25 protein-coding genes are annotated in these 25,940 nt (G+C 64.1%); 21 read left to right on the plus strand and 4 right to left on the minus strand.

The genetic code is table 11. The annotated features are described in order from the left end of the window. Nucleotides 1-6: 6 nt before the first annotated feature. The 18 genes from KW845_RS05610 to KW845_RS05695 all read left to right on the plus strand — a co-directional run bounded on the left by KW845_RS05610 (nt 7) and on the right by KW845_RS05695 (nt 20,692). The gene (locus tag KW845_RS05610) at nt 7-1,155 is read left to right on the plus strand and encodes a formylglycine-generating enzyme family protein (protein ID WP_218368158.1); all 1,149 of its coding nucleotides are present in this window, start codon (nt 7-9) and stop codon (nt 1,153-1,155) included. Between the two features lie 51 nt (nt 1,156-1,206). Continuing rightward, a complete protein-coding gene (locus KW845_RS05615; protein ID WP_218368159.1) occupies nt 1,207-2,175 on the plus strand; it encodes a MoxR family ATPase in 969 nt (322 codons plus the stop codon). A gap of 8 nt (nt 2,176-2,183) precedes the next feature. Then, the gene (locus KW845_RS05620; protein ID WP_218368160.1) at nt 2,184-3,122 is read left to right on the plus strand and encodes a DUF58 domain-containing protein; all 939 of its coding nucleotides are present in this window, start codon (nt 2,184-2,186) and stop codon (nt 3,120-3,122) included. After that, entirely contained in the window at nt 3,119-3,622 is a 504-nt protein-coding gene (locus tag KW845_RS05625) for a DUF4381 domain-containing protein (RefSeq protein WP_218368161.1), read from the plus strand. Before KW845_RS05620 ends, KW845_RS05625 begins: the two co-directional genes overlap by 4 nt. Then, nucleotides 3,609-4,637 (plus strand): VWA domain-containing protein, encoded by a 1,029-nt coding sequence (locus KW845_RS05630; RefSeq protein WP_218368162.1) that lies wholly within the window; start codon nt 3,609-3,611, stop codon nt 4,635-4,637. The genes KW845_RS05625 and KW845_RS05630 overlap by 14 nt, the downstream gene beginning before the upstream one ends. Continuing rightward, the gene (locus tag KW845_RS05635; RefSeq protein WP_218368163.1) at nt 4,622-6,151 is read left to right on the plus strand and encodes a VWA domain-containing protein; all 1,530 of its coding nucleotides are present in this window, start codon (nt 4,622-4,624) and stop codon (nt 6,149-6,151) included. Before KW845_RS05630 ends, KW845_RS05635 begins: the two co-directional genes overlap by 16 nt. Further along, complete coding sequence (locus tag KW845_RS05640; protein ID WP_218368164.1) at nt 6,148-7,536, plus strand: BatD family protein; 1,389 nt, start codon at nt 6,148-6,150, stop codon at nt 7,534-7,536. Before KW845_RS05635 ends, KW845_RS05640 begins: the two co-directional genes overlap by 4 nt. Further along, nucleotides 7,536-8,570, plus strand: a complete 1,035-nt coding sequence (locus tag KW845_RS05645; RefSeq protein WP_218368632.1) for an HAD family phosphatase — start codon at nt 7,536-7,538, stop codon at nt 8,568-8,570. The genes KW845_RS05640 and KW845_RS05645 overlap by 1 nt, the downstream gene beginning before the upstream one ends. 37 nt (nt 8,571-8,607) lie before the next feature. Further along, the gene (locus KW845_RS05650; RefSeq protein WP_218368165.1) at nt 8,608-10,242 is read left to right on the plus strand and encodes an arylsulfatase; all 1,635 of its coding nucleotides are present in this window, start codon (nt 8,608-8,610) and stop codon (nt 10,240-10,242) included. Nucleotides 10,243-10,318: 76 nt separating this feature from the next. Further along, nucleotides 10,319-12,862 (plus strand): fused MFS/spermidine synthase, encoded by a 2,544-nt coding sequence (locus KW845_RS05655; protein WP_218368166.1) that lies wholly within the window; start codon nt 10,319-10,321, stop codon nt 12,860-12,862. Between the two features lie 21 nt (nt 12,863-12,883). Next, complete coding sequence (locus KW845_RS05660) at nt 12,884-13,675, plus strand: hypothetical protein (protein WP_218368167.1); 792 nt, start codon at nt 12,884-12,886, stop codon at nt 13,673-13,675. Nucleotides 13,676-13,753: 78 nt separating this feature from the next. Then, the gene (locus tag KW845_RS05665) at nt 13,754-14,707 is read left to right on the plus strand and encodes a hypothetical protein (protein ID WP_218368168.1); all 954 of its coding nucleotides are present in this window, start codon (nt 13,754-13,756) and stop codon (nt 14,705-14,707) included. Nucleotides 14,708-14,783: 76 nt separating this feature from the next. Beyond that, nucleotides 14,784-15,968, plus strand: coding sequence for a hypothetical protein (locus KW845_RS05670; RefSeq protein ID WP_218368169.1), 1,185 nt, complete (start codon nt 14,784-14,786; stop codon nt 15,966-15,968). 102 nt (nt 15,969-16,070) lie between these two features. After that, nucleotides 16,071-17,372, plus strand: coding sequence for a DUF3300 domain-containing protein (locus KW845_RS05675; RefSeq protein ID WP_218368170.1), 1,302 nt, complete (start codon nt 16,071-16,073; stop codon nt 17,370-17,372). Further along, a complete protein-coding gene (locus KW845_RS05680) occupies nt 17,369-18,217 on the plus strand; it encodes a DUF2950 family protein (protein WP_218368171.1) in 849 nt (282 codons plus the stop codon). The genes KW845_RS05675 and KW845_RS05680 overlap by 4 nt, the downstream gene beginning before the upstream one ends. Nucleotides 18,218-18,251: 34 nt before the next feature. Further along, a complete protein-coding gene (locus KW845_RS05685) occupies nt 18,252-18,644 on the plus strand; it encodes a hypothetical protein (protein ID WP_218368172.1) in 393 nt (130 codons plus the stop codon). Nucleotides 18,645-18,713: 69 nt separating this feature from the next. Beyond that, on the plus strand, nt 18,714-18,893 hold the full coding sequence (locus KW845_RS05690; protein WP_218368667.1) for a hypothetical protein: 180 nt from the start codon (nt 18,714-18,716) through the stop codon (nt 18,891-18,893). A 218-nt stretch (nt 18,894-19,111) separates the two neighbouring features. After that, the gene (locus tag KW845_RS05695; RefSeq protein ID WP_218368173.1) at nt 19,112-20,692 is read left to right on the plus strand and encodes a PAS domain-containing sensor histidine kinase; all 1,581 of its coding nucleotides are present in this window, start codon (nt 19,112-19,114) and stop codon (nt 20,690-20,692) included. Nucleotides 20,693-20,695: 3 nt separating this feature from the next. Here the strand turns inward: KW845_RS05695 and KW845_RS05700 are convergent, their stop codons facing one another. After that, nucleotides 20,696-20,917, minus strand: coding sequence for a hypothetical protein (locus KW845_RS05700; RefSeq protein ID WP_218368174.1), 222 nt, complete (start codon nt 20,915-20,917; stop codon nt 20,696-20,698). A gap of 235 nt (nt 20,918-21,152) precedes the next feature. On the opposite strand from KW845_RS05700, the gene KW845_RS05705 reads away from it, so the two are divergent. Next, nucleotides 21,153-21,575 carry a GNAT family N-acetyltransferase gene (locus KW845_RS05705; protein WP_370628181.1) on the plus strand — a complete coding sequence of 141 codons (423 nt, stop codon included), beginning with the start codon at nt 21,153-21,155 and terminating at the stop codon, nt 21,573-21,575. A 48-nt stretch (nt 21,576-21,623) separates the two neighbouring features. Here KW845_RS05705 and KW845_RS05710 read toward each other — a convergent pair whose 3' ends face one another. Then, the gene (locus KW845_RS05710; protein WP_218368175.1) at nt 21,624-22,499 is read right to left on the minus strand and encodes a LysR family transcriptional regulator; all 876 of its coding nucleotides are present in this window, start codon (nt 22,497-22,499) and stop codon (nt 21,624-21,626) included. A 164-nt stretch (nt 22,500-22,663) separates the two neighbouring features. Here KW845_RS05710 and KW845_RS05715 point away from each other — a divergent pair, with 164 nt between their 5' ends. Then, nucleotides 22,664-23,470, plus strand: a complete 807-nt coding sequence (locus tag KW845_RS05715) for a class II aldolase/adducin family protein (RefSeq protein ID WP_218368176.1) — start codon at nt 22,664-22,666, stop codon at nt 23,468-23,470. A gap of 56 nt (nt 23,471-23,526) precedes the next feature. Beyond that, the gene (locus tag KW845_RS05720) at nt 23,527-24,519 is read left to right on the plus strand and encodes a tripartite tricarboxylate transporter substrate binding protein (RefSeq protein WP_218368177.1); all 993 of its coding nucleotides are present in this window, start codon (nt 23,527-23,529) and stop codon (nt 24,517-24,519) included. A gap of 24 nt (nt 24,520-24,543) precedes the next feature. On the opposite strand, the gene KW845_RS29640 is transcribed toward KW845_RS05720, so the two are convergent. Then, complete coding sequence (locus KW845_RS29640) at nt 24,544-24,783, minus strand: CrpP-related protein (protein WP_370628182.1); 240 nt, start codon at nt 24,781-24,783, stop codon at nt 24,544-24,546. Nucleotides 24,784-25,069: 286 nt separating this feature from the next. Further along, the gene (locus KW845_RS05725) at nt 25,070-25,834 is read right to left on the minus strand and encodes an IclR family transcriptional regulator (protein WP_218368178.1); all 765 of its coding nucleotides are present in this window, start codon (nt 25,832-25,834) and stop codon (nt 25,070-25,072) included. Nucleotides 25,835-25,940: the final 106 nt, after the last annotated feature.

The raw sequence follows: 25,940 nt of genomic DNA on the forward strand, positions 1-25,940 counted from the left end.
GGGCACGTGAAACAGCAACTGAAGGTCGGATTGGCAGTCGCCGCGATTTTGGCGGGAGCAGCGGCACTGGGCGCTTATGTGGCGCAGACGCCGCCCGCCGCCGACGCGCAGGCGTCGTTGGTCAAATTGGGCGATGGCAAGAGCGGCCCGGCAGGCATGGCCTGGATTCCCGGCGCCGAGTTCCTGATGGGCAATGAACACAAGCTCTCGCAGCCCAACGAAAGGCCATCCCACAAGGTGCGTGTCAGTGGGTTCTGGATGGACGTGCATGACGTCACGAATGCCGAGTTCGGCCGCTTTGTGCAAGCCACGGGTTATTTGACGACCGCCGAGCAGAAGCCGCGCTGGGAAGACCTGCAACCGCAGTTGCCGCCCGGCACGCCGCGTCCGGATGACAGCCTGCTGGTGCCGGGCGCCATGGTGTTCACCGGCACGGCCTCCGAAGTGTCGTTGCGCGACTACAGCCGCTGGTGGCGCTTCGTCCCTGGCGCCAACTGGCGCCATCCGCAGGGGCCGGGCAGCAATATCGAAGGCAAGGACGATCATCCCGTCGTGCAGGTGTCGTACGAAGACGCGCAGGCTTATGCCAAATGGGCCGGCAAGCGCTTGCCCACCGAAGCCGAATGGGAGTTCGCCGCGCGCGGCGGGCTGGAGCAGGCCACCTACAGCTGGGGCAATGAGCTCAGCCCGCAGGGCCAGCCCATGGCCAACATCTGGGATACCCAGCAACAGCAGCCGTTTCCCGTGGTGAAGGACGAGAAGATACAGGTCGGCACCACATCCGTGGGCAGCTTCCCGGCCAATGGCTATGGCTTGTACGACATGGCGGGCAATGTCTGGCAATGGACGGCGGACTGGTACCGCGCCGATGCCTTTGCCATCCAGGCGCAGTATCGCCAGCCGCCGCTGGACCCCGCCGGGCCCGCCGACAGTTTCGATCCAGAGGACGGCAATGTCCCCGCCGCGGCGCCCAAGCGCGTGACGCGCGGCGGCTCGTTCCTGTGCAGCGATACCTATTGCATCAGCTACCGGGCCAGTGCCCGGCGCGGCACCGATCCGTTCAATGGCATGTCGCACCTGGGCTTTCGCACCGTGATGACTCCAGAGCAATGGAAACTGGCCCAGGCCCGCAAGAGCGGTATCGCCAGTCGTTGAAGCCGGCTGGGCGGCCGCAGTCGGCGGACGCCACAAGAACCAGGGAAGGGTATGGCGAATCGCGACGGTATTCTGGCGTTAGAGCAGGCGGTTTCCGCGGCGGTGTTGGGTCAGGCGGCGGTCATTCGCCACATACTGATCGCACTGCTGGCCGACGGGCATGTGCTGCTGGAAAGCCTGCCCGGCCTGGCCAAGACCCGCACCGTCAAGGCACTGGCCTCGCATTTGGCCGCGGACATGAGCCGTATCCAGTTCACGCCCGATTTGCTGCCCTCGGACATCACGGGTGCCGACGTCTTGCAACAGGATGCCGAAGGGCATCATCGGATCGAATTTCAGCAGGGCCCCTTGTTCGGCAACCTGATCCTGGCCGATGAAATCAACCGGGCGCCTGCCAAGGTGCAATCGGCCCTGCTTGAAGCAATGGAAGAGCGGCAGATCACGGCAGGCGGTGTCACCCGGCCCATGCCGACGCTTTTCATGGTGCTGGCCACCCAGAATCCTATTGAGCAGGAAGGCACCTACCCGCTGCCCGAGGCGCAGATGGACCGTTTTCTGATGAAGATCCGGCTGGACTATCCCAACGCCGAAGACGAGATGGCGATGCTGGCGATGCTGCGCGACGCAACCCAGGCCAGCGGCGCGGCCGGCACGCGCCTGAGCCAGGAAGAACTCTTTGCCTGCCGCGCGGAAGCGGCTGCCCTGCATGTGGCGCCCTCGGTGGACCGCTACATCGTGGACCTGGTCAACGCCACCCGCCGGCCCGCCGATTACGACGCCGACCTGGGCCGGTGGATCCAGATCGGTGCCAGCCCGCGCGGCGCCATCTCGCTGGATCGCGCCGCGCGTGCCCATGGCTGGCTGGCGGGTGCCGATTTCAGTTCACCGGACGACGTGCGCGCCATCGCCCACGCGGTATTGCGCCACCGCCTGCATTTGTCGTACGACGCGGTGGCCGACGGAGTCACGGCCGAGCAGGCCATCGACCGGTTGCTGGATGTGGTTGCGGTGCCGGCATAGGAACAGCCATGCGCAGCGCCCCACACCCCGTTCATCCCCCGCTATCGGAACTGATGGCGCTGGAAGCCGCGGTGCGCGGTTTGTCGTTCGTGGCTCGCCAACCGCTGAACAGCGTGCTGGCGGGGCAGCACGGCTCGCGGCTACGCGGACGCGGGCTGGACTTCTCGGAATTGCGGCGCTACGTGCCGGGCGACGACCTGCGGCAAGTGGATCCGCGCGCGACGCTGCGCTATGGCAAGCCCTATGTGCGCTCGTACACCGAGGAACGCGACCGGCCGGCAATGATCGTGGTCGACCAGCGCATGAGCATGTATTTCGGGTCGGTGCGAGCCTTCAAATGCGCAGTGGCCGCTCGCGTGGCAGCCCTGGCTGCCTGGATGGCCTACCGCGCGGGAGACCGTGTCGGGGGGCTGGTGTTCGACGACGATGGCGTGCGGGCATTCAAGCCGTTGCGCAGCCGCGATCGGATACGGGCACTGCTGGCCGAAGTCGCGCGCGCCAATGCCGCGCTGTCGGCACAACGACCGGAACAACCTGCCGCGCCAGGCCTGAATGCGGCCTTGCGGGGGGTCCTGGCGCATGCGCCCCACGACTTTCTGGTTTGCCTCATCAGTGACTTCGCTGGTGCCGATAGCGACACGCTGCGCTTGCTGCGACAGCTATCTGCGCACAACGACGTCGTTGCCGCGCTGGTGTTCGATCCCATGGCGCAAGACCTGCCGACACGCGGGCGCCTGGTGGTCACGCAAGGCGAATTACAGATGGAAATCGCCGTGGGCCGGCAGCGCGAGCGCCAGCCGCTGGCAGATTTTTTCGGCGGCCGCCTGCGCCAGGTGGCCGAGCTGCTGCGGCGCAGCCAGGTGCCGCTATTGTCCATCGACACCGCCGATGACGAACTGGCGCAATTGCGCCGCGAGCTGGGGCACCAGACGGGAGCGCGCGCATGAGCGACACGCTGCCCGGCCTGGATCAGTTGCGCGAGCTGCCTTTGCCGGCGGCCGTGCCATATTGGCCTCAGACCTGGGGCTGGGCGGTCCTGGCAGTACTGTTGCTGGCCGGCGGCATTTGGGCGGCCATCGCATATGCGCGGCGTCATCGACGTAATCGTTACCGCCGGCAGGCGCTGAAAGAGCTGGATGGCCTGGCACGCGAGGCAGGCGCCAATCCCTTGGCCGCGCGTGGCTTGCCAGCCTTGCTCAAGCGCACGGCATTGGCGGCGCAGCCAGCCGGGCAGCAAACGCGGGTGGCCGCACTGGGTGGCAAGGCGTGGCTGGCGTACCTGGACCAGGATGCTGGACAGCAGCCGTTTCCCGACGATAGCGCCCGCTTGCTGGCGACGCTGGCCTATTCGCCCGACGCCGCGGTGCAATCATTGGATCCGCTCGTGCTCGCGCGCTTGCTCGCGGCCAGCCGCCATTGGGTGGAGCACCATCATGTGGCGCCTTGAGTATCCCTGGCTGCTTGCCGCGGCGCCGTTGGCGCTGGTGGCCTACCGCTGGCTGCCTCCCTACGTGCAGGGCAGGGGGGCACTGCGCTTGCCGTTTTTCGACACCATGGCGGAACTCACGGGCAAGGCGCCCACGCGGCCGGGCGTACAGGCCAGCCGGGGCCAGTTGTGGCTGAACGTGGCTGTCTGGCTGCTTCTTGTATTGGCGCTGGCCCGCCCGCAATGGGTAGAGCCGCCGCTGACGCATAACGAGCCGATGCGCGACATTTTGCTGGCCGTGGATATTTCGCAGTCGATGGACAGCGATGATTTCCGCGATGCGCAAGGCCGCCCCGTGTCGCGCTGGGACGCGGTCAAGGCCGTCGTGGCCGATTTCATCGACAAACGTGCCGACGACCGGCTGGGTCTGATCGTGTTCGGCACCGGCGCCTATCCGCAAGCTCCGCTGACGCGCGACCACGCGTCGCTGCGCCTGTTGCTGGACCAGACCGCAGTCGGCATGGCCGGCCCCAATACCGCGGTGGGCGATGCGATTGGCCTGGGTATCCGCATGCTGGATTCGGCCCAGGAGCGGGACAAGGTGCTGATATTGCTGACCGACGGCAATGACACGGGCAGTGCTGTGCCGCCAGCGCGCGCGGCCGCTTTGGCCGCGGAACACCATGTCACCGTGCACACCATCGGCATCGGCGACCCGGCGGCCAGTGGCGATGACCGGGTCGATTTCGATACTTTGCGCGATATCGCCAGCACCGCCGGTGGACAGTTTTTCCAGGCCCGGGACCGAACTGCGCTACAGGCGGTTTACGCGACGCTGGATCGAATTACCCCACGCGAGGTCAAGACGCTGCGGCATCAGCCCAAGCATGACTATTTCTGGGCACCGCTCGGCCTGGCACTCTGCCTGCTGGCACTGTGGCATGGCCTTGCCGCGCTGGGCGGCCGGCGAGGGGGCAACCGCGCCGCGGCGCGAGCCAACATGCACACCAAGGAAGACGCATGGACCTCGACCTGAGCGTCTTTCACTTCCTGCGTCCCTGGTGGCTGCTCGGCATCCCGGTGGCGCTGCTGCTCTGGTGGGCACGGCGCGGCGAACTGGACACCGCCGGGCGCGACAGCCGGATCGCACCGGCCCTGTTGCCCTATCTGATCGTGAAGGCCCCCGGCAGCCGCGGCCCGCGGCCCATTGATGCCCTGGGGTTGATCCTGGCCGTGGGCGCGCTGGCCGCCGCCGGGCCGACCTGGCAGCGCGACGACCCGGTCTTCCTGGACAACGTGGCGCCCCTGATTGTGGCGGTGGATCTGTCGCCGTCGATGGACGCCGCCGATGTACCGCCTTCGCGGCTGGAGGCGGCCAAGCATGTACTGCGCGACTTGGCTGCGCGCCGTGCCGGCGCCAGGACAGGGCTGATCGCTTATGCGGGCAGCAGCCATCTGGTACTGCCGCCGACCGATGACACGAATCTGCTGGACCTGTTCGCCCAGGCCCTGTCCACGGACCTGATTGCGTCCCAGGGCCGCGACGCGGCCGGGGCTATCGCTTTGGCCACGCGCGTGCTGGCGGCCGAGCGCGCCGGAGGTACCTTGTTGCTGCTGACCGACGGCGCAGACCCGCAGCAACGCGATGCCGTGCGCAAGAATGCCCAGGCCGCCCGCGACATGCAGATACTGGTGATGGCCGTCGGGCAGACCGGCCAGGCGCGGTCGGGCATCGACACGGCGGCGTTGCGCGATCTGGCGGATGCCGCTGGCGCGCCGCTGGGCAGCCTGACGCACAAAATCGACGACCTGGATTGGATCGCCCTGCATGCGCAACAGCATTTCCGGGCAGTGCAGGACGCGCAAGCGGGACCGGCGCATTGGAAGGATGCGGGTTACTGGTTGTGCTGGCTGCTGGCGGCGATGGCGTTGCTGGCGATCCGGCGAGGCTGGAACGTCGCCTGGACCGCCAGCCTGCTTGTCGCCATCATGCTGGGCGCGCCACAGGACACGCGTGCAGGCGCGCTGGCCGATGCGTTCCTGACTGCTGACCAGCAGGGCCGCCTGGCGTTCGAGCAAGGCCATTACGACGTTGCCGCCGAACACTTCCGCGACCCGTACTGGAAAGGCCGGGCCGCCTACGACGCAGGCAACTATGCTGACGCGCTGGCCGCGTTTGCCACGATGGATACGGCCGAGGGCTATTTCTATGTCGGCAATACCCAGACGCGCTTGCGGCAGTACGACGCGGCGCTGGCCGCCTATGAACAGGCCTTGGCGCTGAAGCCAGGGTGGCAGCCGGCGATGGTGAATCGCGACATCGTGACCCGCCTGCTGGCGGCGATGAGCCAAGAGCAGCAGGGCCAGCCCGCCGAGCCGCCCGACCGCACCATCGCGGACAAGACCGCGCAGGCGGGCAAGATCGCCCAGGTGCCCGTCGCGCAGGCCACTTCCGAAGACATGTGGTTGCGCAATCTGAGCCTGTCGCCCGCGCGCTTCCTGCGCGGCAAGTTCGCTGCCGAGGATGCGGCCGCTGGAGGACGGCCATGATCCGTTGGCAGCCCGTCCTCTTGTCAGTTGCTCTGTTGCTGGGTCTGTCCGCCTCTACCCATGCCCAGGACGGTCCGGTGATGCAAGTGACGGCACGCTTGCAGGCGCCGGCCGATGTGGTGGCCGGGACGACGCTGCGCCTTGAGCTCGAGGTGATGACGCCAACCTGGTTCACGCAGCCGCCGCAGTTGCCGGGCCTGGATTTGCCGGGGGTAATGGTGACGCCGCCGTCCGGGCAGGGCGATATCGTGCACGACAAGAGAAACGGGGTGGCCTATAGCGGCCTGCGCTACACCTACATACTGAGTCCTACCGCGCCTGGCGCCGTGCAGATACCGGCATTGACCGTCAGTGCCCAAGTCGGGCCGGGCAAGCGGGCGATAACGGCCAGCAGTTCTCCCTTGTCGTTCAGCGTACAGGCCGGTAGCGATACCGGCAGCCAGGGCGTCGCGACCGGTCAACTGAACGTGTCGCAGGATTTTTCGCTGGCACCCAACCCGCTGGTGGCGGGCGGCCGCGTAACGCGCAGCGTCACGCAACGCGCCGATGGGGTGCAGGCCATGCTGCTGCCTGCCGCGCCGCTGATCAACGTGCCGGGTTTCAAGCGCTATCCGCGCGAACCGGAAGTCACCACGCTGACCGACGGCCGCGGCGGTTTCATCGGCGGGCAACGCATCGATCGTGCCGACTACATCGCCCAGCAAGCCGGCACGCTCAGTCTGCCCGCCGTGACGTTGCATTGGCGCGACAGCGCAAGCGGACAGTTGCGGCAGCAGGAGCTACCCGGACAGACCTTCGCGGTAGGGGCCGCCCCGTCGGCCACGCCGCCATTTTCGCTGGCCGACGATTTGGCGCAATTGCGGCATGGCCTGCGTTGGGTGCTTCCAGCCGCATGGCTCGCGTGGGCCGGCGGCGTGGCGCTGGTGGCGCTGGCGCTGTGGCTGACTTGGCCGTGGTGGCGACGCGGGGGCCAGGCGCTGCGTGCCTGGGTATGGCGGGCGCGCGTACGCCGGCGCGCGAGCGAGCCATGGCATTGGCACGCCTGGCGCCGCGAGGCACGCCAGGGCAAGGCGACGCTCAGCGCTTTCTATCGCTGGCTGGCGCGCGCGGCTGGCACGAACGACCTGCGCGCCGCGGTGGCGCCGCTGGGCGACCCGGCATGCGCCACCGCGGCGGCCACGCTGCGGCAGGTCTATGCAGGGCAGGGCCGCGACGCAAGCTGGCGCACCGGGTTGCTGGCGGCCTCGCGCCTATGGCGACGGGCCTGGCGCGCACGCTGCGTACCCGTACCGGCCTACGCATTACCCCCCATCTTGAATCCCGGTCTGAATCCGGGCGCGACAACGGCACGACCCTCGCGCGGCACGCGCACAAAGGACCAATGATGGACAAACTGCGGATGACAGGACTGCGGCGCTGGGCCACCTGGGCTGGCGCGGCCGCCATATCGCTACTGCTGGCGGCTTGCGCGGGGACAGACAATGCCCGCACGTCCAGCGCCGAACTGCCATCGTGGAACGACGGGCCGTCGCGCGCGGCGATCATCGAGTTCGTGAAGGCGGTTACGCAGCCGGGCAGTCCGGATTTCGTCGCCGTCGGAGAACGCATTGCAGTGTTCGACAACGACGGTACGCTCTGGAGCGAGCAGCCCATGTATTTCCAGCTGCTGTTCGCGCTGGACCGCATCAAGACGATGGCGCCCAGTCACCCGGAATGGGCACGGCGCCAGCCTTACAAGGCCGCCATCGCGGGCGATCATGCCGCGTTGGCCAAGGCCGGCGAACCCGCGTTGCTGAAAATCGTCGGTGTCACGCACACCAACATGAGCACCGACGACTTCACACTGAGCGTGACTCAATGGGCGGCCAAGGCCCGGCATCCCCGGTTCAATGAACCCTACACCAGCATGACCTACGCGCCCATGCGCGAACTGCTGGACTACCTGCGCGCCCGCGATTTCAAGACCTACATTGTGTCGGGCGGCGAAACGGAATTCATGCGGGCCTGGGCGCAAGAGGCTTACGACATCCCGCCCGAACAGGTCATTGGCAGCAGTTTCGTGACTTCGTTCGACATGCGGGGCGGCCAGCCGGTGCTGTGGCGCCATGGCAAGCTGGAATTCAACGACGACGGGCCGGGCAAGCCAGTGGCCATTCAGCGCTATATCGGCCGCCGTCCCATTCTGGCCTTCGGCAATTCCGACGGCGATCTGCAGATGTTGCAGTGGACCGCCGCGGGGTCGGGCAAGCGTTTCACCGGGTTGGTGCATCACACTGATGCCAAACGCGAATGGGCCTATGACAGGGATTCGAAGATAGGGCGCCTGGACCGCGCGCTGGACGAAGCGCAGCGCCAGGGGTGGACGGTTGTAGATATGGAAAAGGAGTGGAGCCGGGTATACGCGTTCGAGAAACCTTGATGTGTGTTGGAAGCCCTGTTGGGCAAGGAGAGCAACCATGAGAGCAAGACGATGGCTGGGAGCGGCAGTGGTAGCCGCCAGCGGGCTTGCGGTAATGGGCGGCGCGCAGGCGCAGGCCCAGAACACGCAGTCCACGCCACAGGCACAGGCCTCTGGCAAGAAACCCAATATCCTCGTGATCTTCGGCGACGATATCGGGCAGACCAACATCAGTGCCTATGGCAAGGGTGTCGTGGGCTACACGACGCCCAACATCGACCGGATCGCCAAGGAAGGCACCATGTTCACCGACTACTACGCCGAGAACAGTTGCACGGCGGGGCGATCGACCTTCATCACCGGACAAGTGCCGCGGCGCACGGGGTTGTCCAAGGTAGGGATGCCGGGCGCGCCGGTGGGCCTGCAAGACCGTGACATCACCATTGCCCAGGCGTTGAAGGGGCATGGCTACAACACGGCGCAGTTTGGCAAGAACCACCTGGGCGACCGCGACGAGTATTTGCCGACCAAGCACGGGTTCGATGTGTTCTTCGGTAACCTGTATCACCTTAATGCCGAGGAAGAGCCCGAGCGGCCGTACTGGCCCAAAGACTCGAAAGACGACGTCATCAACAGCTATAAGCCTCGTGGCGTGATCAAGGCGACGGCCGACGGCAAAATCGAGGATACCGGCGCCTTGACCTCCAAGCGGATGGAGACGATCGATGACGAAACTGTCGGCGCCGCGCTCGATTACCTGGACAAGCATGGCAAGGATGACAAGCCATTCTTCCTGTGGATGAACAGCACCCGCATGCACTTGTTCACCCATATCCGGCCCGAGCACCAGGGCAAGAGCGGCATGCCGGGCAATGCCTACGCCGATGGGATGTGGGAACACGACCAGGATGTCGGCAAGCTACTGAAGAAGTTGGATGATCTGGGTATTGCCGACAACACGATCGTGATCTATGCGACGGACAATGGGCCGAACCAGTTCAGTTGGCCGGATGCCGCAACAACGCCATTCCGCAACGAGAAGAATTCGAACTGGGAGGGCGCCTATCGTGTGCCGGCCATGATCCGCTGGCCCGGGCATATTCCTGCGGGTGAAGTCAAGACCGGAATCGTCTCGGGCCTGGATTGGTTCCCGACCTTGCTTGCCGCAGCAGGTGACACCGACGTCAAAGAACGGCTGCTCAAGGGATGGACCCCCGATGGCGCCAACCGAAGCTACAAGGTGCACCTGGACGGATACAACCAACTGGGCTACCTGACCGGCAAGAACGACGAAAGCGCCCGGAATGATTTTTACTATTTCAACGACGACGGGATGCTGGTCGCCATGCGTCAAGGCAACTGGAAGGCTGTTTTTTGCGAGCAACAGGCGCCAGGTGGATTCGCCGTCTGGAAGGATCCGTTCGTATGCCTGCGCGTGCCGAAGTTGTTCAACCTGCGCATGGATCCGTATGAGCGGGCGGATATCGTCTCCGACCAGTACTACGACTGGGTGGTAAAGAACGATTATCTGGTGCTCATGGCCTCGATGAAGGCGGCGGAATTCCTGCAGACATTCGTCGAATGGCCACCCAGCCAGCGTCCGGCGACCTTCAGCGTCGACCAGGTGCAGGCTGAGGTCGATCGGAAGGTCGAGCAAATCCTCGAAGAGCAATCGAAGAAGCAGGGCAAGTAGGCGGGAGGGCCGCGGGCGGGCCACACGCCTGCCCGCGGCCTGCGGATTTTCCACCAAGTTTCATGAGCACAACAATATGAGTTCATCCGCGCGTGCACTGGCGGGTATGTCCGGGGCCGACGCGCAAGCCTTGCCCACGGCAAGGCTTGCCACGGTGTCCCTGTTGCTGGCGCTGTCGGGCATGGCTGCCCTGGTTTTCCAGATTCTGTGGATCAAGCAGCTGTCGCTGATCGTGGGTGTGGAAGTGCATGCCATCGCGGTGGCGGTCAGTGCGTTCTTTCTGGGGCTGGCAGGGGGCAGTTGGTGGCTGGGCCGCCTGGCGGATCGCAGCGAGCGGCCGTTACGGCTGTACGCGCGGATCGAGGTGGGCATTGCGGCGACGGCGGTGGCCGTGACCCTGGCCCTGGCGCACGGCGCCTTGCCTTTTGCACGCGCTGAGCAGATCAGCCCGCTGCTGGCCTGGCTGGCCGTGGTCGTGGTTATCGGCGCGGCGCCTTTCCTGATGGGCGGCACGCTGCCTGTACTGCTGCGCGCTACCGGCGCCGGCCGGGTGGGGCGGGCCGGCGCCACCTTGTACGCCGCCAATACCGGCGGCGCCATCGCGGGCGCCTTGTTGCCGGCTTTTGTACTGATCCCCGCCTTTGGCGTGCAGCGCAGCGCGTGGGTGGCGGCGGGCCTGAACCTGCTGGCGGCGCTGGGCGCCTGGATGCTGGACCGGCGCAGCCCTATGGCCTCGCGGGGGCAGCCGGCGGCACCGGTTTCCCGGTTCGCGCCGCATTCGCTGCCTGCCCGGGCATGGCTGGCCATCGGGCTTTACACCGTGGCGGGCGCCATTGCCTTGGGCTACGAGGTGCTGTGGTCGCAGATGATCGTGCCGTTCATGAGCACGCGCGCTTTCGCATTTTCCATTGTGCTGGCCGTCTATCTGGCGGGCCTGGCGATCGGGGCGGCGCTGTACGCCCGCCTGGAGCACCGGCTGGGCGATCCCTGGCGAGTGTTCGGCCTGCTGATTGCCTGCGCGGGCATTTTCGCCCTGATGGAGGCGGCCTTGCTGGGCCGCTGGCTGGTCAGCGTCCAGAGCCTGGCGGAAGAGGCGGTGCACGGCTGGACAGGCAGCAGCCTGGCCGGCATGAGCGCACGCTTCGCGGTTGCGGCGGCCGTCATCGTGTTGCTGCCCACCTTGCTGCTGGGCGCGGCGTTTCCCGCGGTGTTGCGCATCGCCGTGCCGCCCGAGCAGCGCGGGCAGGGCGCGGGCGCGGTGTTGGCGGGAAACACGCTGGGCGGCATTGCCGGCACGGCCCTCACCGCCTTTGTGCTGCTGCCGTACCTGGGCACCCTGCGCAGCCTGGTCCTGCTGGCGGTGGCGGCCTGCGTGACAGGGGCGATTGCCGCCTGGCAAGCGCGCCCCGCCGCGCCCATGGCCCGCGCGCTGGCACTGGCATTGGGCGGCGCCGCCCTGATCGTGGGCTGGGCGCTGCCTGTGGACCACCTTGCACGCCTGCTGCCGGGCGCGCAAGACAAGAACCTGGTGTTCTACGAAGAAAGCCACGGCGGCACGGTGGCCGTGGTGGAGAGCGGCCGGGGCGATCATCGGTTCCGGCGCCTTTACATCCAGGGCGTGTCGAATTCCGGCGACGCCATGCCATCGTTGCGCTATATGCGGTTGCAGGCCTTGCTGCCGCTTATCGTGCATGCCGGCGAACCACGGTCGGCCCTGGTGATTGGCTACGGCACGGGCATTACGGCGGGCGCCCTGTCACGCTACCCGGGATTGGAGCAGCGCGTGGTGGCCGAGTTGCTGCCGGGGGTGCTGCATGCGGCGCCGCTGTTCCACGGGACTTACGGCGCGGCTCGGGACGCCGGCCTGGAGATCCGCCTGCGCGACGGCCGCCGGGAACTGCTGGGCAGCACCCAGCGTTATGACCTGGTCACCCTGGAGCCGCCGCCGCCTTCCGCGGCGGGCGTGGTGAATCTGTATTCCCGCGATTTCTATGCGTTGGCGGCATCGCGGCTCAATCCCGATGGCATCGTGGCCCAGTGGCTACCTCTGCCGACCCAGAACCTGGACGATACCCGCGCGCTGGTGGCCAGTTTCATCGAAATTTTTCCGCATGCCTCGCTGTGGACTACCGAGCTGCATGAGATGTTGTTGGTGGGCTCGATGCAGCCCTTGCCGCTGGATGCCGCCCGTATCGCCGCGCGTTATGCGCAGCCCGGCGTGCGCGCGGCCCTGGCCGAGGTAGGCGTCGGCTCGCCGGCGGCGCTGCTGGCGACCTGGGTGACCGACCGTGCGGGCCTGGTGCGCTTTGCCGGCCAGACACCTGCCGTCACCGATGATCTGCCGGCAATCGAATACGCCACCTGGGTGCGGCCGCGCGAAGTGGTGCGCACCTTGCCCGAACTGTTGGCGCTGCGCGGCGATCCACCTGTACAGGGCGGCAGTGCGGCCCTGATGGCCGACATCGAGCGCGAGCGTGCGCCGCTCGATTTGTTCTACCGCAGTGCCCTGGCGGCCTATCGGGGCGATCGTGAGGGGTGGGCTCGCGATGCCGCGGCGCTGGCGCAAGCCGGCCAAGACAACCCCTATCTGCGCTGGTTTATCGGCGGGCAGGACGAATAGCAGGCGAGCGCATGGTGATCTATGAACTATTCCGTTGTACTCGTGGGTCTGGCGGTGCTGTTCTACTTTTTATTGTTTGCCGCGATCCAGGTCGGGCGTTATCTGGGCAGGCGCGCCGGCCCGGATGGCGAATCCGGCCGTTCGGGCGCGGCTGCCATCGAGGCCTCTGTGTTCGCCCTGCTGGGCCTGCTAGTGGCGTTCACGTTTTCCGGCGCGGCGCAACGCATGGCCGAGCGGCGCGATCTGCTGGTGCAGGAAGTCAATGCCATCGGCACCGCGTGGTTGCGCATCGACCTGATCAATGCCGCCGACCAGCCCCAGCTGCGCGAGCAATTCCGCCGCTATGTGGACGAGCGCATCAACTATCACCGGCACGTGGCCGACCTGCGCCAGCGCGAGGCGATTGCGGACCAGGTGGCGGCGATGCAGAAGCAGATCTGGGCTTCCTCGATGCAGGCGGCCGCGCGCAGTACGCCGCCTTTCGCGGCGTCGTATGTGGACGCCGTGAACGAGATGTTCGACATCTCTACCACCCTGACCGTGGCGCAGAAGGTTCATCCGCCGCTGGTCACTTACTTGTTTCTTGGTTTCCTGGCGCTGGTGTGCGGCTGCTTTGTCGGACTGAACCTGGCCAACGCAAAGCGGGGCAGCCTGATTCACCAGGCGCTCTATGCGCTGGTCATGACGGCGGCGCTCTACATCATTATCGACTTTGAATTTCCTCGTATCGGCACGATCCGCATCGACCAGAGCGACGCCCTGCTGATTGCCCAGCGCGACGCCATGAGCGATCCGGCAGGTGTGTCCAGATAGAGAATGCGGCAGTGCACCGGTGTTCTGGCGCTTTTTGGTGGGGATGTCATGTTTGGCCGGCAGGCGATAGCGATAGCTATGACAAAGCGGGTTTCTGGATGCTTGCTGATCGCTCTGGTTTCCACGGCGGCAACGCCGGCGCTTGCGCAGACGGGTCTCAGGCTGACTCATGACGATCTGCAGAAGCGGGCCAATGGCGTGCTGGCGCTGATGTCGTTTTCCATCGTGCCCGACATAACCACGAGCTCCTTGTCCATTGGCAGCGGTGGTGGATCGACCTCGGGCTCCAGCGATTTCTTCATGACGCAACTGGGTGGTGGCGATACGTTGTCCGACTCGGTGCCCATTTACCTTGAAGGGGTGCTGGCGGCCAGCCGCTACGATCCGACCTTCATCGCGACACAGGGTGCAGAGAGCCGGCGCATTCCCACCAAATGGAACAGCATATCGGCCACGGGTGGCATCGGCTGGGATTTCAAGCTGACCGATGAGCTGAAGCTGAGGCCCATCTTCAATTTCGCCTTGGGCAATGTCTCCAGCGATCTGCGCGCCGCCAGTTGGTATGTGGGCAGGAAGACCGGCCGCGACGTCGATTTCCTGGACCGGGGCTCGCTCAATGCCTACGGCCTGGGCGGATCGGTGATGCTGGACTACGAGCATTATCGACCCGGCTACGAAGTGGACGTGGAATTGCGGTATTCCGATATCCGGCTGCAGAGTTTCAGTAGTTCGGCGGCCGTGCGAGGCAAGGCCGTGGCGCAATCGGCCAACCTGTGGGCGCGCTACCGAGCACCCACCGGCATGATGCTGTTGCAGCGGCCGCTGCGATACGTGCTTGAACTGACGCATTCCGAGTTCCTGGGCGACCAGCGCGGCGTGCTGGGGTTCGATCGCCTGACTTCGGTGGGCGCTGGGCTGGAGCTGGATTCCAGTGCCTACAACGTTGTCATTACGCGCACGCGCCTCGTGGGCCGCTATGTATTTGGAACCAATGTCTCGGGTTTTTCAGTGGGGTTGGCGGTGAGCTTCTGAACAGGATCGCGCCATCTGTCGCTGGGCGTGGAATTCGCTGATTTTTTTGTACCGGCGCAACGTGCTGGAGGTGGATATGAAATCGGAGCAGTCGGGGGCAAGCGCTGCCACGCAGTTTTCGCTGGTACGCAACGACCCGTTTTATCGCCTGCAGCGCCGCATCGGCCTGATCCCCGCCGACGGCGACGGCTTCAAGCGGCGCGCCGTGATCTATGCGCTGGTGGCCTGGCTGCCGTTGGTGATTGCGTCCTGGTTCGCGGGCACCGTGGTCGAATCCGCCGGCATCGCCGAGCCGCTGCTGGGCCATATCGGCATACATGTGCGCTGCCTGGTGGCCATTCCCCTGCTGGTATTGGCCGAAGGACTGGCGCAACGGACGATTCCATTGTTCATGCGGGAATTCCGCCGCACGGGATTGATCGGCGCAGCCCAGGCCCCGCAATTCGAGCAAGTGCTTGCCGATGTCCTTCGCCTGCGCAACCAGGCCCTTCCCTGGGTGGTCATCATTGGGCTGGTGGCTGCCTGGACTGCGGCCTTCTTTTTGGCGCCCAATCGGGACGAGATCCAATGGGCGGGCGCGGAGAGCCGCAGCCTGGCCTTCGGCGCCTGGTGGTTCCTGCTGGTGACCCGACCGATATTCTCGGTACTGCTGCTGGCCTGGATATGGCGCCTGATATTGTTGGCGATCTTGCTGTTTCGTATCGCGCGCCTGCCGTTGCAGCTGGTCGTCATGCACCCGGACCGCTTCGCCGGGCTGGGCTTTCTGGACCGTATTCCGGTGGTCTACAGTCCGTTCATTCTGTCCGTCTCGGCGGTGGTGGCAGGGGCGTGGGCCCACGGCGTTTTCTACCATGAGGTGCCGGTGCCATCGCTCTATGTGCAGATGGCCACGCTGCTGGTCGTGCTGGTCGCCATGGGACTGGCGCCGCTATTGGTATTTGCGCCCATGCTGCTGCGGGCCAAGAAGAAGGCGCTGCTCGACTACGGCGTCTTGCTGGCCCAGCATGGCCGGGCGGTGGATGCGAAATGGATCGCCCGGCAAGACGTGCCGGACCTGGCCATGCTGAACGCGCCTGAACTGGGCCCGGTGGCCGATATCCAGTCCCTGTACCAATCCGTGGCATTGATGCGGCCGGCCATCATCAACAAATCGATCGTCGCCAAGATCGTGCTGCCCGCCGCGTTGCCCTTGCTGTTGCTGGTGGCCACGCAATGGCCGCTCAAGAGCACATTGAGCAAATTGCTGTTCACGCTACTGTAACCAGGAGGAGGCGCATGCGGCGCGGATGATGGTTGGCAACACCATTGCGCCATGGGTGACGGAATCTCGCGGTGTAGATCGCTTTCCCGACAGGAGAGTTCCATGAAAGGGTTTCTAAGGTATTGCATTGCTGTGTTGGCGCTGCTGTGTCTAAGCCCGCCAGGCTACGGGCAATCCAGGCTGGGCAATGCGCAACTGGACCAGATGCTGGCGCCGGTCGCGCTGTATCCCGACGCGCTGCTGTCTCAAGTACTGATGGCGTCCACTTATCCCGATGACGTGGCTGCGGCGGCGAAATGGTCCGGCCGGAATGCGAATCTCAGCGGCGATGAGGCGGTGAAAGCCGTGCAGGACCAGCCCTGGGACCCCAGCGTCATGTCGCTGGCGGCATTTCCCTCGGTGCTGGACATGATGGGCAGGCAGCCCGATTGGGTGCGTTCGGTGGGCGATGCCTTCCTGGACCAGCCGGATGATGTGATGAACTCGGTGCAGCGACTGCGCCTGCAGGCACAGAAAGCGGGATCGCTGGCGAGTAGCTCGCAGCAAACCGTGACGACGTCCACCGAAGGCGGTTCCACCGTGGTCAGTATCGCGCCCGCCTCGCCGAGCGTGGTGTACGTGCCGACCTATAACCCCACCACCGTCTACGGCAGCTGGCCTTATCCCTCGTATCCGCCGGCGTATTACCCACCCCCGCCGGGGTCGACGTTCGCCTCGGCGCTGGTCTCCGGGTTGGCATTCGGCACGGGGATCGCGATCGCCGATTCGTTGTGGGGCGGCTTCGACTGGGACGATCACGACGTGGATATCGACGTCAACCGCTACAACAACATCAACGTCAACAAGAAGCTGGACGCCAGCCGCACCAACGTGCAGTGGAATCACGACCCGTCCCGACGCGGCGATACGCCTTATCGCAGCGCGGATACCCGGCAGCGCTTCGATGATCGGCGTACCGGTGCGCAACGCGGCCAGGGAGGCCAGGGTGGCCGGACGGCCGGCACGGCATCCCGGCCCGTAGCGAGCCAGCAGGACCGACGCCAGCATGCACAGGAAGTCATGCGTCAACGCGAAGGGGCCAGTTCGACAGCACGTAGTTCGGGCGGCCACCAGGCTGGCGCGCGGCCCGGTGCAGGGGGCGTGCACGCAGGCGGTGCCAACCGCAACGTCAGCCGCGGCGATGCGCAAGCGTCGGCGATTGCCCGTTCCCGGGACAACAATCGCGACAATGCGTTGCGCGGCGTCAACGGCCCGACTCATGCGCGCAGCGCGGGTGCTTCGCATGCGGGCCAAACCAGGCCGGCCACGCACCAGGCGCCACGGCGCGTGTCGGCCCCGCCCCGCGGACACGGTGGCGGCATGCATGGTGGTGGACAACTTGGGCGGGGGCATGGAAGACGATGAAACACGCAAAACAGCAATGCATGCGCGGTGCCGCGCTAGGCCTGTTGGCGGTCGGCGCCTTGTGCGCGGCGGGGCAGGCGTATGCCCAGGCGGCCTATCCCAGTGCCGAGGCCGCCGCCGAGGCCCTGGCCACGTCTATTTCCACTGGCGATGAAGAGCAACTGAAATACGTCCTGGGTGCCGACTTCCAGCGCTATGTGCCGCAAGACAGCGTCTCGCGCGATGATGTGTATGCCTTCCTGGCGGCCTGGTCCAAGCACCATGAAGTGGTGGCTGCGGGGCCGGCGTCAGCGGCGTTCATCGTCGGACAGCATGGTTGGTCCTTCCCGGCCCCCATCTTGAAGGGCGCGCGCGGATGGCATTTCGATGTGCGCGAAGGCGCGCGGGAAATGCAGCGGCGGCGCATCGACCGCAATGAGGATGCGGCGATTGCCACCCTGCAGGCCCTATGCGAGGCGCAGCAGCGGTATCGGTCCTCGGTGGGGCAGGGCAGGCCGGCGCAGCGGATTGTCAGCCGCGAAGGCCAGCACGACGGCCTGTACTGGCAGTCGGACGGCCAATCCCCCGCACAAAGCCCGTTGAATGATGACGCCCTGGTGATGGGCGCCAACGTGCCCGTGGATGCCGCCTTGCATGGGTATAGGTATGCCATCTTGCCAGCGAGCGACGAGACGGGTTGCGCTTTCGCCGCCTGGCCGGCAGTGTACGGACGGTCTGGCCAGTACAGTTTCGTGATCGGCCCCGGCGGGAAAGTGGCCGAAAGCGATTTAGGCAGGCAGTCTACTGTGGCGGATTTCGATCAACGAGGCCGGGCGAATGAAAAATGGGGCGATGCCCTATCCTGAGATGGATCAATTCTATTGTTGTTGGAGAACTATCATGACAGCGTTGAGCCGAAAAATTTTTCGATACTCTCTGGTGGTTGGGCTTCTTTGCGCCAACGAAGCGAGCTGGGCACAGGCATATGGGGCATTCTCCAAGGATTCAATTTACGGGTCCTTGCAGCATGCCGAGGCAGTATCTTTCAACGAGGCTGCAGCAACCGTACTTGGCAATCCAAAGGATGGCGTTGTCACGCAATGGACCAGCCCTGTTGCCCGTCGCGCTCCTGTTTCGGGACAACTTTACGCCGACGGTTCTCGCCAGCAGAATGGCCTACCTTGCCGCTTGCTCCATGCCAGGCTGGAGCAAGGTTCGAATCATGAAAACTGGGAATTCTGGTTTTGCCAGACCGACGGCCAATGGAAGGCTGCCTCTCAAACCCGTCGCTGAATCGGGCGATCTGGGTGCTGACATGCAGTTACCGCATCTTGTTCCCTGTTTCCCGGGTTGGCAATACACTTGCGGCACTTCAACTCCCTTGTCCGCGATATGAAAATCCTTTGCAGCCTGGCGATCATGGCCACATTGCTGGTCGGCTGTGCCGTATATACGCCGGATGGCGCCGTCATTGTCGATCCGCATGGCGGCGGCGGTGGCGGTTTCTGCCCGCCTGGCCAAGCCAAAAAAGGCAACTGCTAAGGCTTCGAGCACGGCCTGCCGTGGGGCAGCATGTCTGCCCACTTCCTCCAATGGCCCTACTGTCGAGGTCAGATAAACGACAAAAACAGCGGCTTCGCGCGTGGGAACGGAGCCCTTCGGCCCGGCATGGTATTTGCTGTCGTACGTAGGTTGGTGGCAACGATCGTTCTTTGAAAAGGCCGGTGTCCAGGCCACCATAACCTCGCCACGGGGAACTCATGGAATCGTCATCGCAGTTTCCAACGGAAGACCGGTATCGCCTGCTGGTCGATGCCGTCATGGATTACGCGCTCTATCTGCTGGACGTCAATGGTCGGGTCAGCAGTTGGAACACCGGCGCTGAGCGATTCAAGGGCTATACGGCTGAAGAAATCATCGGCCAGCATTTTTCCGTTTTCTACACCGAGGAAGACCGTGCCGCCGGTATTCCTCGAATTGCCTTGGAGACAGCCGCGCGCGAGGGGCGCTTCGAAGCAGAAGGCTGGCGCGTTCGCAAGGATGGCAGCAGGTTCTGGTGCAGTGTCGTAATAGACCCCGTCCATGACGACCAGGGCCAACTTATCGGGTATGCGAAGATCACGCGCGACATCACGGAACAGAAGCACCACCGCGACGAGCTGCAAGCCACCCGTGATTCCATGCATCACGCCCAAAGGATGGAGGCCATAGGCCGGCTGACTGGCGGGGTGGCGCATGATTTCAACAACTTCCTGACTGCCATAAGGTTTTCCGCCGAGTTCCTGAAGCGGTCTCCGGATATGCCCGAATCGCTGATGCACTATATCGGCATCATCTCGGATACAACCGAGCGGGCGGCACAGCTCACCCGGCAACTATTGGCTTACGCAAAAAAGCAGCCGCTGCAGCCCCATGTGTTTGACGCAAGAGAAAGCTTGACCTCGCTTCGATCGCTTTTCGAGGCATCTGTCGGCTCGTCTGTCGAGCTGACTTATGAACTTGGCTCCGGCAATTGCACGATCTTTGCAGATACAGGCCAACTTGAGTCGACGCTGTTGAACCTGGTCATTAATGCGCGAGACGCTATGCCGGCTGGCGGGACGTTGACCTTATCGGTGCGGCATGTCGATAATCTGCCACCCCTGCGCAACGCGCAGGGGCGCCTGGGTCCGTTTGTGGCCCTGTCGGTTCGGGATACGGGTGTGGGGATTGCTCCAGAACTCGTCCAGCATGTCTTCGAGCCTTTCTTTTCGACCAAGGGCCAGCACAAGAATTCCGGGCTGGGGCTCAGCCAAGTACTGGGCTTCGTGCAGCAGTCCGGCGGCGACGTCGGGGTGAGCAGTGTCGTGGGGCAAGGTTCGACGTTCACGCTTTACCTGCCGGCCGCCGACCCACCCAAGAGCCCGGATGCGCAACCGGTGATGCCTCGCACGGACATAGGCGCGTGCAACGACATCCTGCTGGTTGAAGACAATCGACTGGTCGGCGAAGTCGTCTCGAATTTATTGCAGGATCTCGGCCAGAACCCGACCTGGGTGGTTGATGCCCAAGCGGCACTTCATGTACTCAACGAAAAAAGTGGACGATTTGACGTCGCTATCCTGGACGTGATCTTGCCTGGGATGAACGGTGTGGAATTGGCAAAGCGGGTTCGTGCAAGCTGGCCGGATATACGCATTGTCTTGGCCAGTGGCTATAGCGACGCGATAGTGGGGCCGGAGGCTGTCGAGTTTCCTGTGATGCAAAAGCCGTATTCAGTTGAAATGCTGGCCAAATTACTACGAGACGGATCATCCGCACGCCGGGAAACCCCGGATGTTTGCCGGGGCCGGCGTTGTTGAAGGCTATTCGCTGATGTGGTGCTGGGCGATGGAGTCCGGGTCAATTCCCCCATTGCGCAGGCGGGAGTCGACGTCTTCCTGTCCTGCGGACGGGGCGTCAACGGCAGGCAGGTCCAATGCATTGGCCAGTGCTCGTTTGGCTTCGAGCGTGCTGGAAATGGCGCCGTTCACAAGGGCCGTGCCGTCACTGCCATCGGTTTTCTTGAAGCTGATCTGCGTTTTCATGGTGTCTCCTATTGCGCGGAGCATCCGCCCTTTAACCGTAACACAACCAAAACGCCATGGCGCCTGACTTGGGTACGTTCTGTATCATCGCTACTTTCCGTCCGCAGGAGTTGCTGTCGTGCGCGCGATTCCCGATGTTCAGATACGGCTTGTTTCGCCCCAGGATTCAATTGCTGAATTGACCGCGTTACTCCATAGGGCGTACGCGCCCTTGGCCGCGATGGGGTTGCGGTACGTGGCAACGCACCAGTCGCCCGAGGTGACCCAAGCGCGTATTGGCCAAGGCGAGTGCTACGTGGTCCAGGCCAGCGGCAAATTGATCGGCACGATAGTATTTCGGCCTGCCGAGAAAACGAAAGGGTCTGCCTGGCTGGACCGTGCCGACGTGGCTTCGCTGGGACAGTTCGCCATCGACCCCGAGTGGCAGTCGTCCGGATTGGGAGGCCGCTTGATGGCCCTGGCGGAAACGCGTGCTGTACAGACCGGCGCAGCCGAGATCGCCCTGGACACCGCCGAGCCCGCAACCCATTTGATCGAATGGTATTCCCGGCGCGGCTATCGCTTCATTGAATACGCGCAGTGGCAGAGCGTCAATTACCGAAGCGTGATCATGAGCAGGCCGGTATCGCCCGTGCAAAACGGCAACTCGCCAGGCTGAGTTGCTTGATGCCACGGGCGTTGGCGGCCAATGCCCGGTGCCTGGGAATCATGCCCCCAGCAAATGCTGGACAAAGGCTCGAGACAACTCTGTCTGCGGACGCAAGGTGCTCCAGAGCACATGGCTATGCACCTGTATCTCGGGTTTCAGCGGCCGGCTGGTAAGGCCTTGCACCGGCAAGGCACTCAGCAGGCTGGACTCGACCAGCGCAACGCCTGCGCCATGAAATGCCAGGACCATGCCTGTCATTGACGTCGCCACTTCGATCTGGATATTCAAGGGCCGTTTGATAAACGCATTCAGGCGGTGGCGCAGCAGCGCCTGCGGTACATAGGTGATCACGGGGTAGGGCAGCAGGTCGTCGATGGCGATGGATGACAGTGCTGCCAGCGGGTGGGTCTCGGGCAGAATGCAACTGAGTTCCGCATTCCGCATGGGCAAGGATTGCACGCCTTCATGGTCGCCAGGAGAAAAGGCCACGCCCAGGTCGACTTGCTCGTTGACGAGCCGTTCCGTGATCAAGTTCGAGTCCATCGACTGCAACGACACACGCACGGTCGGACGCGTCTTGACGAATTCCGCCACGGCCTGCGCCAGCCACGCGTTTGCGATAGGCGAACTGGCGGCGATGGACAGCGACCCGTGGATGCCCTCGGCCAGGTCCTGGCTGAAGCGTTCCAGCCCCGCCACCCGACCGAAAATGTCCTGCACTTCGGGCAGAAGCGCGCGGGCTTCCGGAGTGGGGACCAGGCGTCCGCCCTGGCGCCGGAATAGCTTGAATCCCAGGCGCTGCTCAAAATGCTTGATGGTGGCGCTGACGGCCGGCTGGGTAACGTGCAGCAGAGTGGCTGCCCCGGTGATCGAGCCAGACATCATGACGGCATGGAACGCCTCCAGGTGGCGCAGTTGGATGCGGGCAAGCATGGGGGCAGGCAGTCTCCATAAGCTGGCTTTATGGCCGGCATTGGTTATGTGATTGGCAGTTATCTTAGACCACTGCCTAGAATCGCGGCACGCATGAGCCCGGTGGCGCCGGTTGGCGCCCGTGGCCGTGCGGCGGGCTTAATCGACCTTTACCAGGAGCGTTCATGCAGGAGAAGCAAGAAACCGTATATCGCCCCAAGCAAGACAATCTGTATTTTCCAAAATACCCCACGTTCGATTCCGCCGAAAAGGAACGCTGGCATCGGCGGCAACGGCTGGCGGCGGTCTGCCGGGTTTTTGCCAAATTCGGATATGAATATGGGTTTGCAGGCCACGTGACGGTGCGTGATCCCGAGCATCCCAACCTTTACTGGACCAACCCGTTTGCCATGGATTTCGGGCGCGTCCGTGCCAGCGACATGCTGATGGTGGATCACGCCGGTACGGTGCTGGAAGGGCGCTGGGCAGTCAACCGCGCGGGCTTTGTGCTGCACTCGGCGATTCACGAGGCAAACCCCGATGTGCTGGCCTCATGCCACGCGCATACGACCCATGGCATGGCCTGGGCAGCCTTGGGGCTGCCGCTGGACCCCATCACCCAGACCGCTTGTGGTTTCTACGAAGACCAGGCCTTGATTACAGAAGAAGCGGGCGCCGTCGTCGTGGAAAACGACAAGGGCCATGCCGTGGCGCGAGCCTTTGGCAAGGCAAAGATCGCCATTCACCAGAATCACGGGTTGTTCTCGGCCGGACGGGAATCTATCGAGGAAGCCGCGTGGTGGTTCATCGCCGCCGAGCGTGCTTGCGAAATCCAGCTCAAGGCGCAAGCCACGGGCAAGCCGCTGAAAATGATCAGCCGAGAGGCGGCGTTGCATTCCAAGAAGCACCTGGCGACGCCGTTCATGGCCTGGCTGCATTTTCAACCTATTTACGATGCCATCGTGCGTGAGCAGCCTGACTGCTTGCTGTAGTTGGCCGGGCCCTTCGGGGCCCACTACAAAAATAATGAACACAAAGGAGAGTAACCATGGTATTTCCCGTTAGTACCCGCGCAGTAGGGGCCTTTGCCTTGATCGCCGCAAGCGCCTGTGCGCCCGCATGGGCTGCCTGGCCCAATGACAAACCCATCGAACTGGTGGTGGGTTTCGCCGCCGGCGGCGAAACGGATGTGCTGGCCCGCACGTTGGCGCCGTTCATGCAGAAACATCTGTCCGACGGGGCCAATATCGTCGTGGTGAATAAGCCCGGGGCCTCCGGCGCGATCGCCAATTCTTACGTGCAGCGTGCCGCCAAAGACGGCTATACGGTGGCGATGGTGAATACGCCACCGATGAATTTCATGCCCCTGGTACAGTCGACGCCCTACGATCCTGACCAGTTTGCACTGATTGGCCGGGTGGTCAGCGACCCCACGTTATTGGTGGTGCGCGACGACAGCCCCTATACGTCGCTGAAGGATCTGGTGGCGGCGGTCAAGGCCAAGCCGGACAGCGTATCCATCGGCCAGAATGGCTTGGGCAGCAATGGCGGCGTTGCCCTGAACGTCTTGATGCTGGAGAGCGGGGCGGCGTTTACCGAAGTGCCGTTCGCCGGCACGGGCCAGTCGAAGATCGCGCTGATGGGCGGCCATGTGGATATGATCTTCGCCAGCCACACCGCGGTGCCCAACCCTGCGGCGGAACAGACCAAGTTGCGCATCCTGGCCCAGTTCGTGGACGCCCGCGCGCCCATGTTGCCGAACGTGCCGACCGCCAAGGAAGAGGGTTTCGACGTAGTGGTGCCCTCGGATCGTGGGCTGGCGGTGGACAAGGGCGTGCCGGCCGAGGTGCGCGAGCGCTTGCAGGTGGCGTTGGAAGCCGCTCTGAAAGATCCGGGGTTCCTGGATGCGGCCAAATCATTCTCGGCCATCCTTGCGTATAAGCCGGGAAGCGCATGGCAGGGCGATATCGATGCCGCCGAGGCGCCCTTGACCCGATTGGCCGCGCAACTCAAGCAACGCGGCGTGATCGCCGGGAACTGACCCCAGCCTTTCGCCCGGGGGCGTTTATTCCACGCCATCATCCAAAGGCGCCGGCGGGATTGTCGGCACGGGCGGGGGGGCCGCGTTGCGGATGTCGGCGACGGCGTGCCAGCCGGCCTCCCAGGACTTCACCTTGAATTGCCATTCGCGGATGGGTTCGCCTGTGTGGCCCGGCATGTTTGCGGCTCGATAAAAGGGGCAATCCAGCAAGCCCAGTCCCGCACGGGCGGCCTGGGCGCCTTGTTGCCAGATTTCCATATCCATAAAGGTGCGGCAGTAGTCCAGAAGTGAAAGACCTGCAGCATGCCCGCGCGTGGCATTTCACGGAAGGCGCCGGGGTACTAGTAAGGGTGATGGCTTTCTACTAGCTTGCCGATGCCGAAGGCAAAAAAAACCCCGCACGGTAGACCCGGGCGGGGTTAAAAGCATTACCAAGATGTGTGTGTAGTCCCTGGAGAGAGTAGGTGTTCCACACAGGAGTCAAGATAAACGAAGCACCGCCTTTGTGGTGCTTTCGTGCCCCTGCCACGCTATCTTCAGTTGCGGTAGATCAAGTTGCGTTCTTGCTGATGGCCCGGGCGGCCCGAATTACCAGCGGCCCGAGGTCTAGCCGGGCGCGTTCAAGAGACCAACGTGGCTTGGGCACCGAGATATTGATGGCCGCTATCGGCTGGCTGTCTTCGTTCATTACCGTGGCTGCCACGTTGACGTCGCCCTGGAAAAACTCTTCGTCGGCATAGGCGTACCGATTCTGGCGTGCTTCGTCGATCAACCGGCGCAGCATGGCTTGATCGATGGTGGTGTGCGGCGTGTGTTTCTGAAACGCGGCCGTCGCCAGTTTGCGCTCAAGCTCGTCGGGGGGCAGGTACGCCAGCATGGCCCGGCCCGACGATGACGCGTGCATTGGAATGCGCGTCCCCACCGGCATGTAGACGGGGATGTGCTTGGACGTGGGTACGCGCATCACGAAGACCATGTGGTCGGTTTCGTCGGGAACGGACAAATTGACGATTTCGCCGCATTCCTGGTTCAACTGGTGCAGCACGGCATGCGCGTTCTGGAACAGGGGTTCACGCGCCAGGTAGCTGTAGCCCAGCCCTACCGCCTTGACCGTGACGCGGTAGCGCTTGGTGTAGGAATCCTTTTTCAGGTAGCCGCATTGTTCCAGCGTATAAGCCACCCGCTGCGCCGAGCCGCTGGTGATGTCGCAGGCCTGGGCGATTTCGCGCAGGTTCATGGTTTCGTTGGCGCGAAAAGCCTGGAGTACCGCCAGGCCTTTTTCCAGGGATTGGATGAACAACGCCGATTCGGCCATGAGCTGTCTTCCCGGCGGCAGGCCCGGAAGACCGGTTATCGCCTGTCGCGTAGTGTTTATCGAGACGCGATGTTATCACCCGCCTACCCGGGGTCTGGCCGCGGTT

This window comes from Bordetella sp. BOR01, from assembly GCF_019218885.1.
GTDB lineage: Bacteria > Pseudomonadota > Gammaproteobacteria > Burkholderiales > Burkholderiaceae_B > Bordetella_A.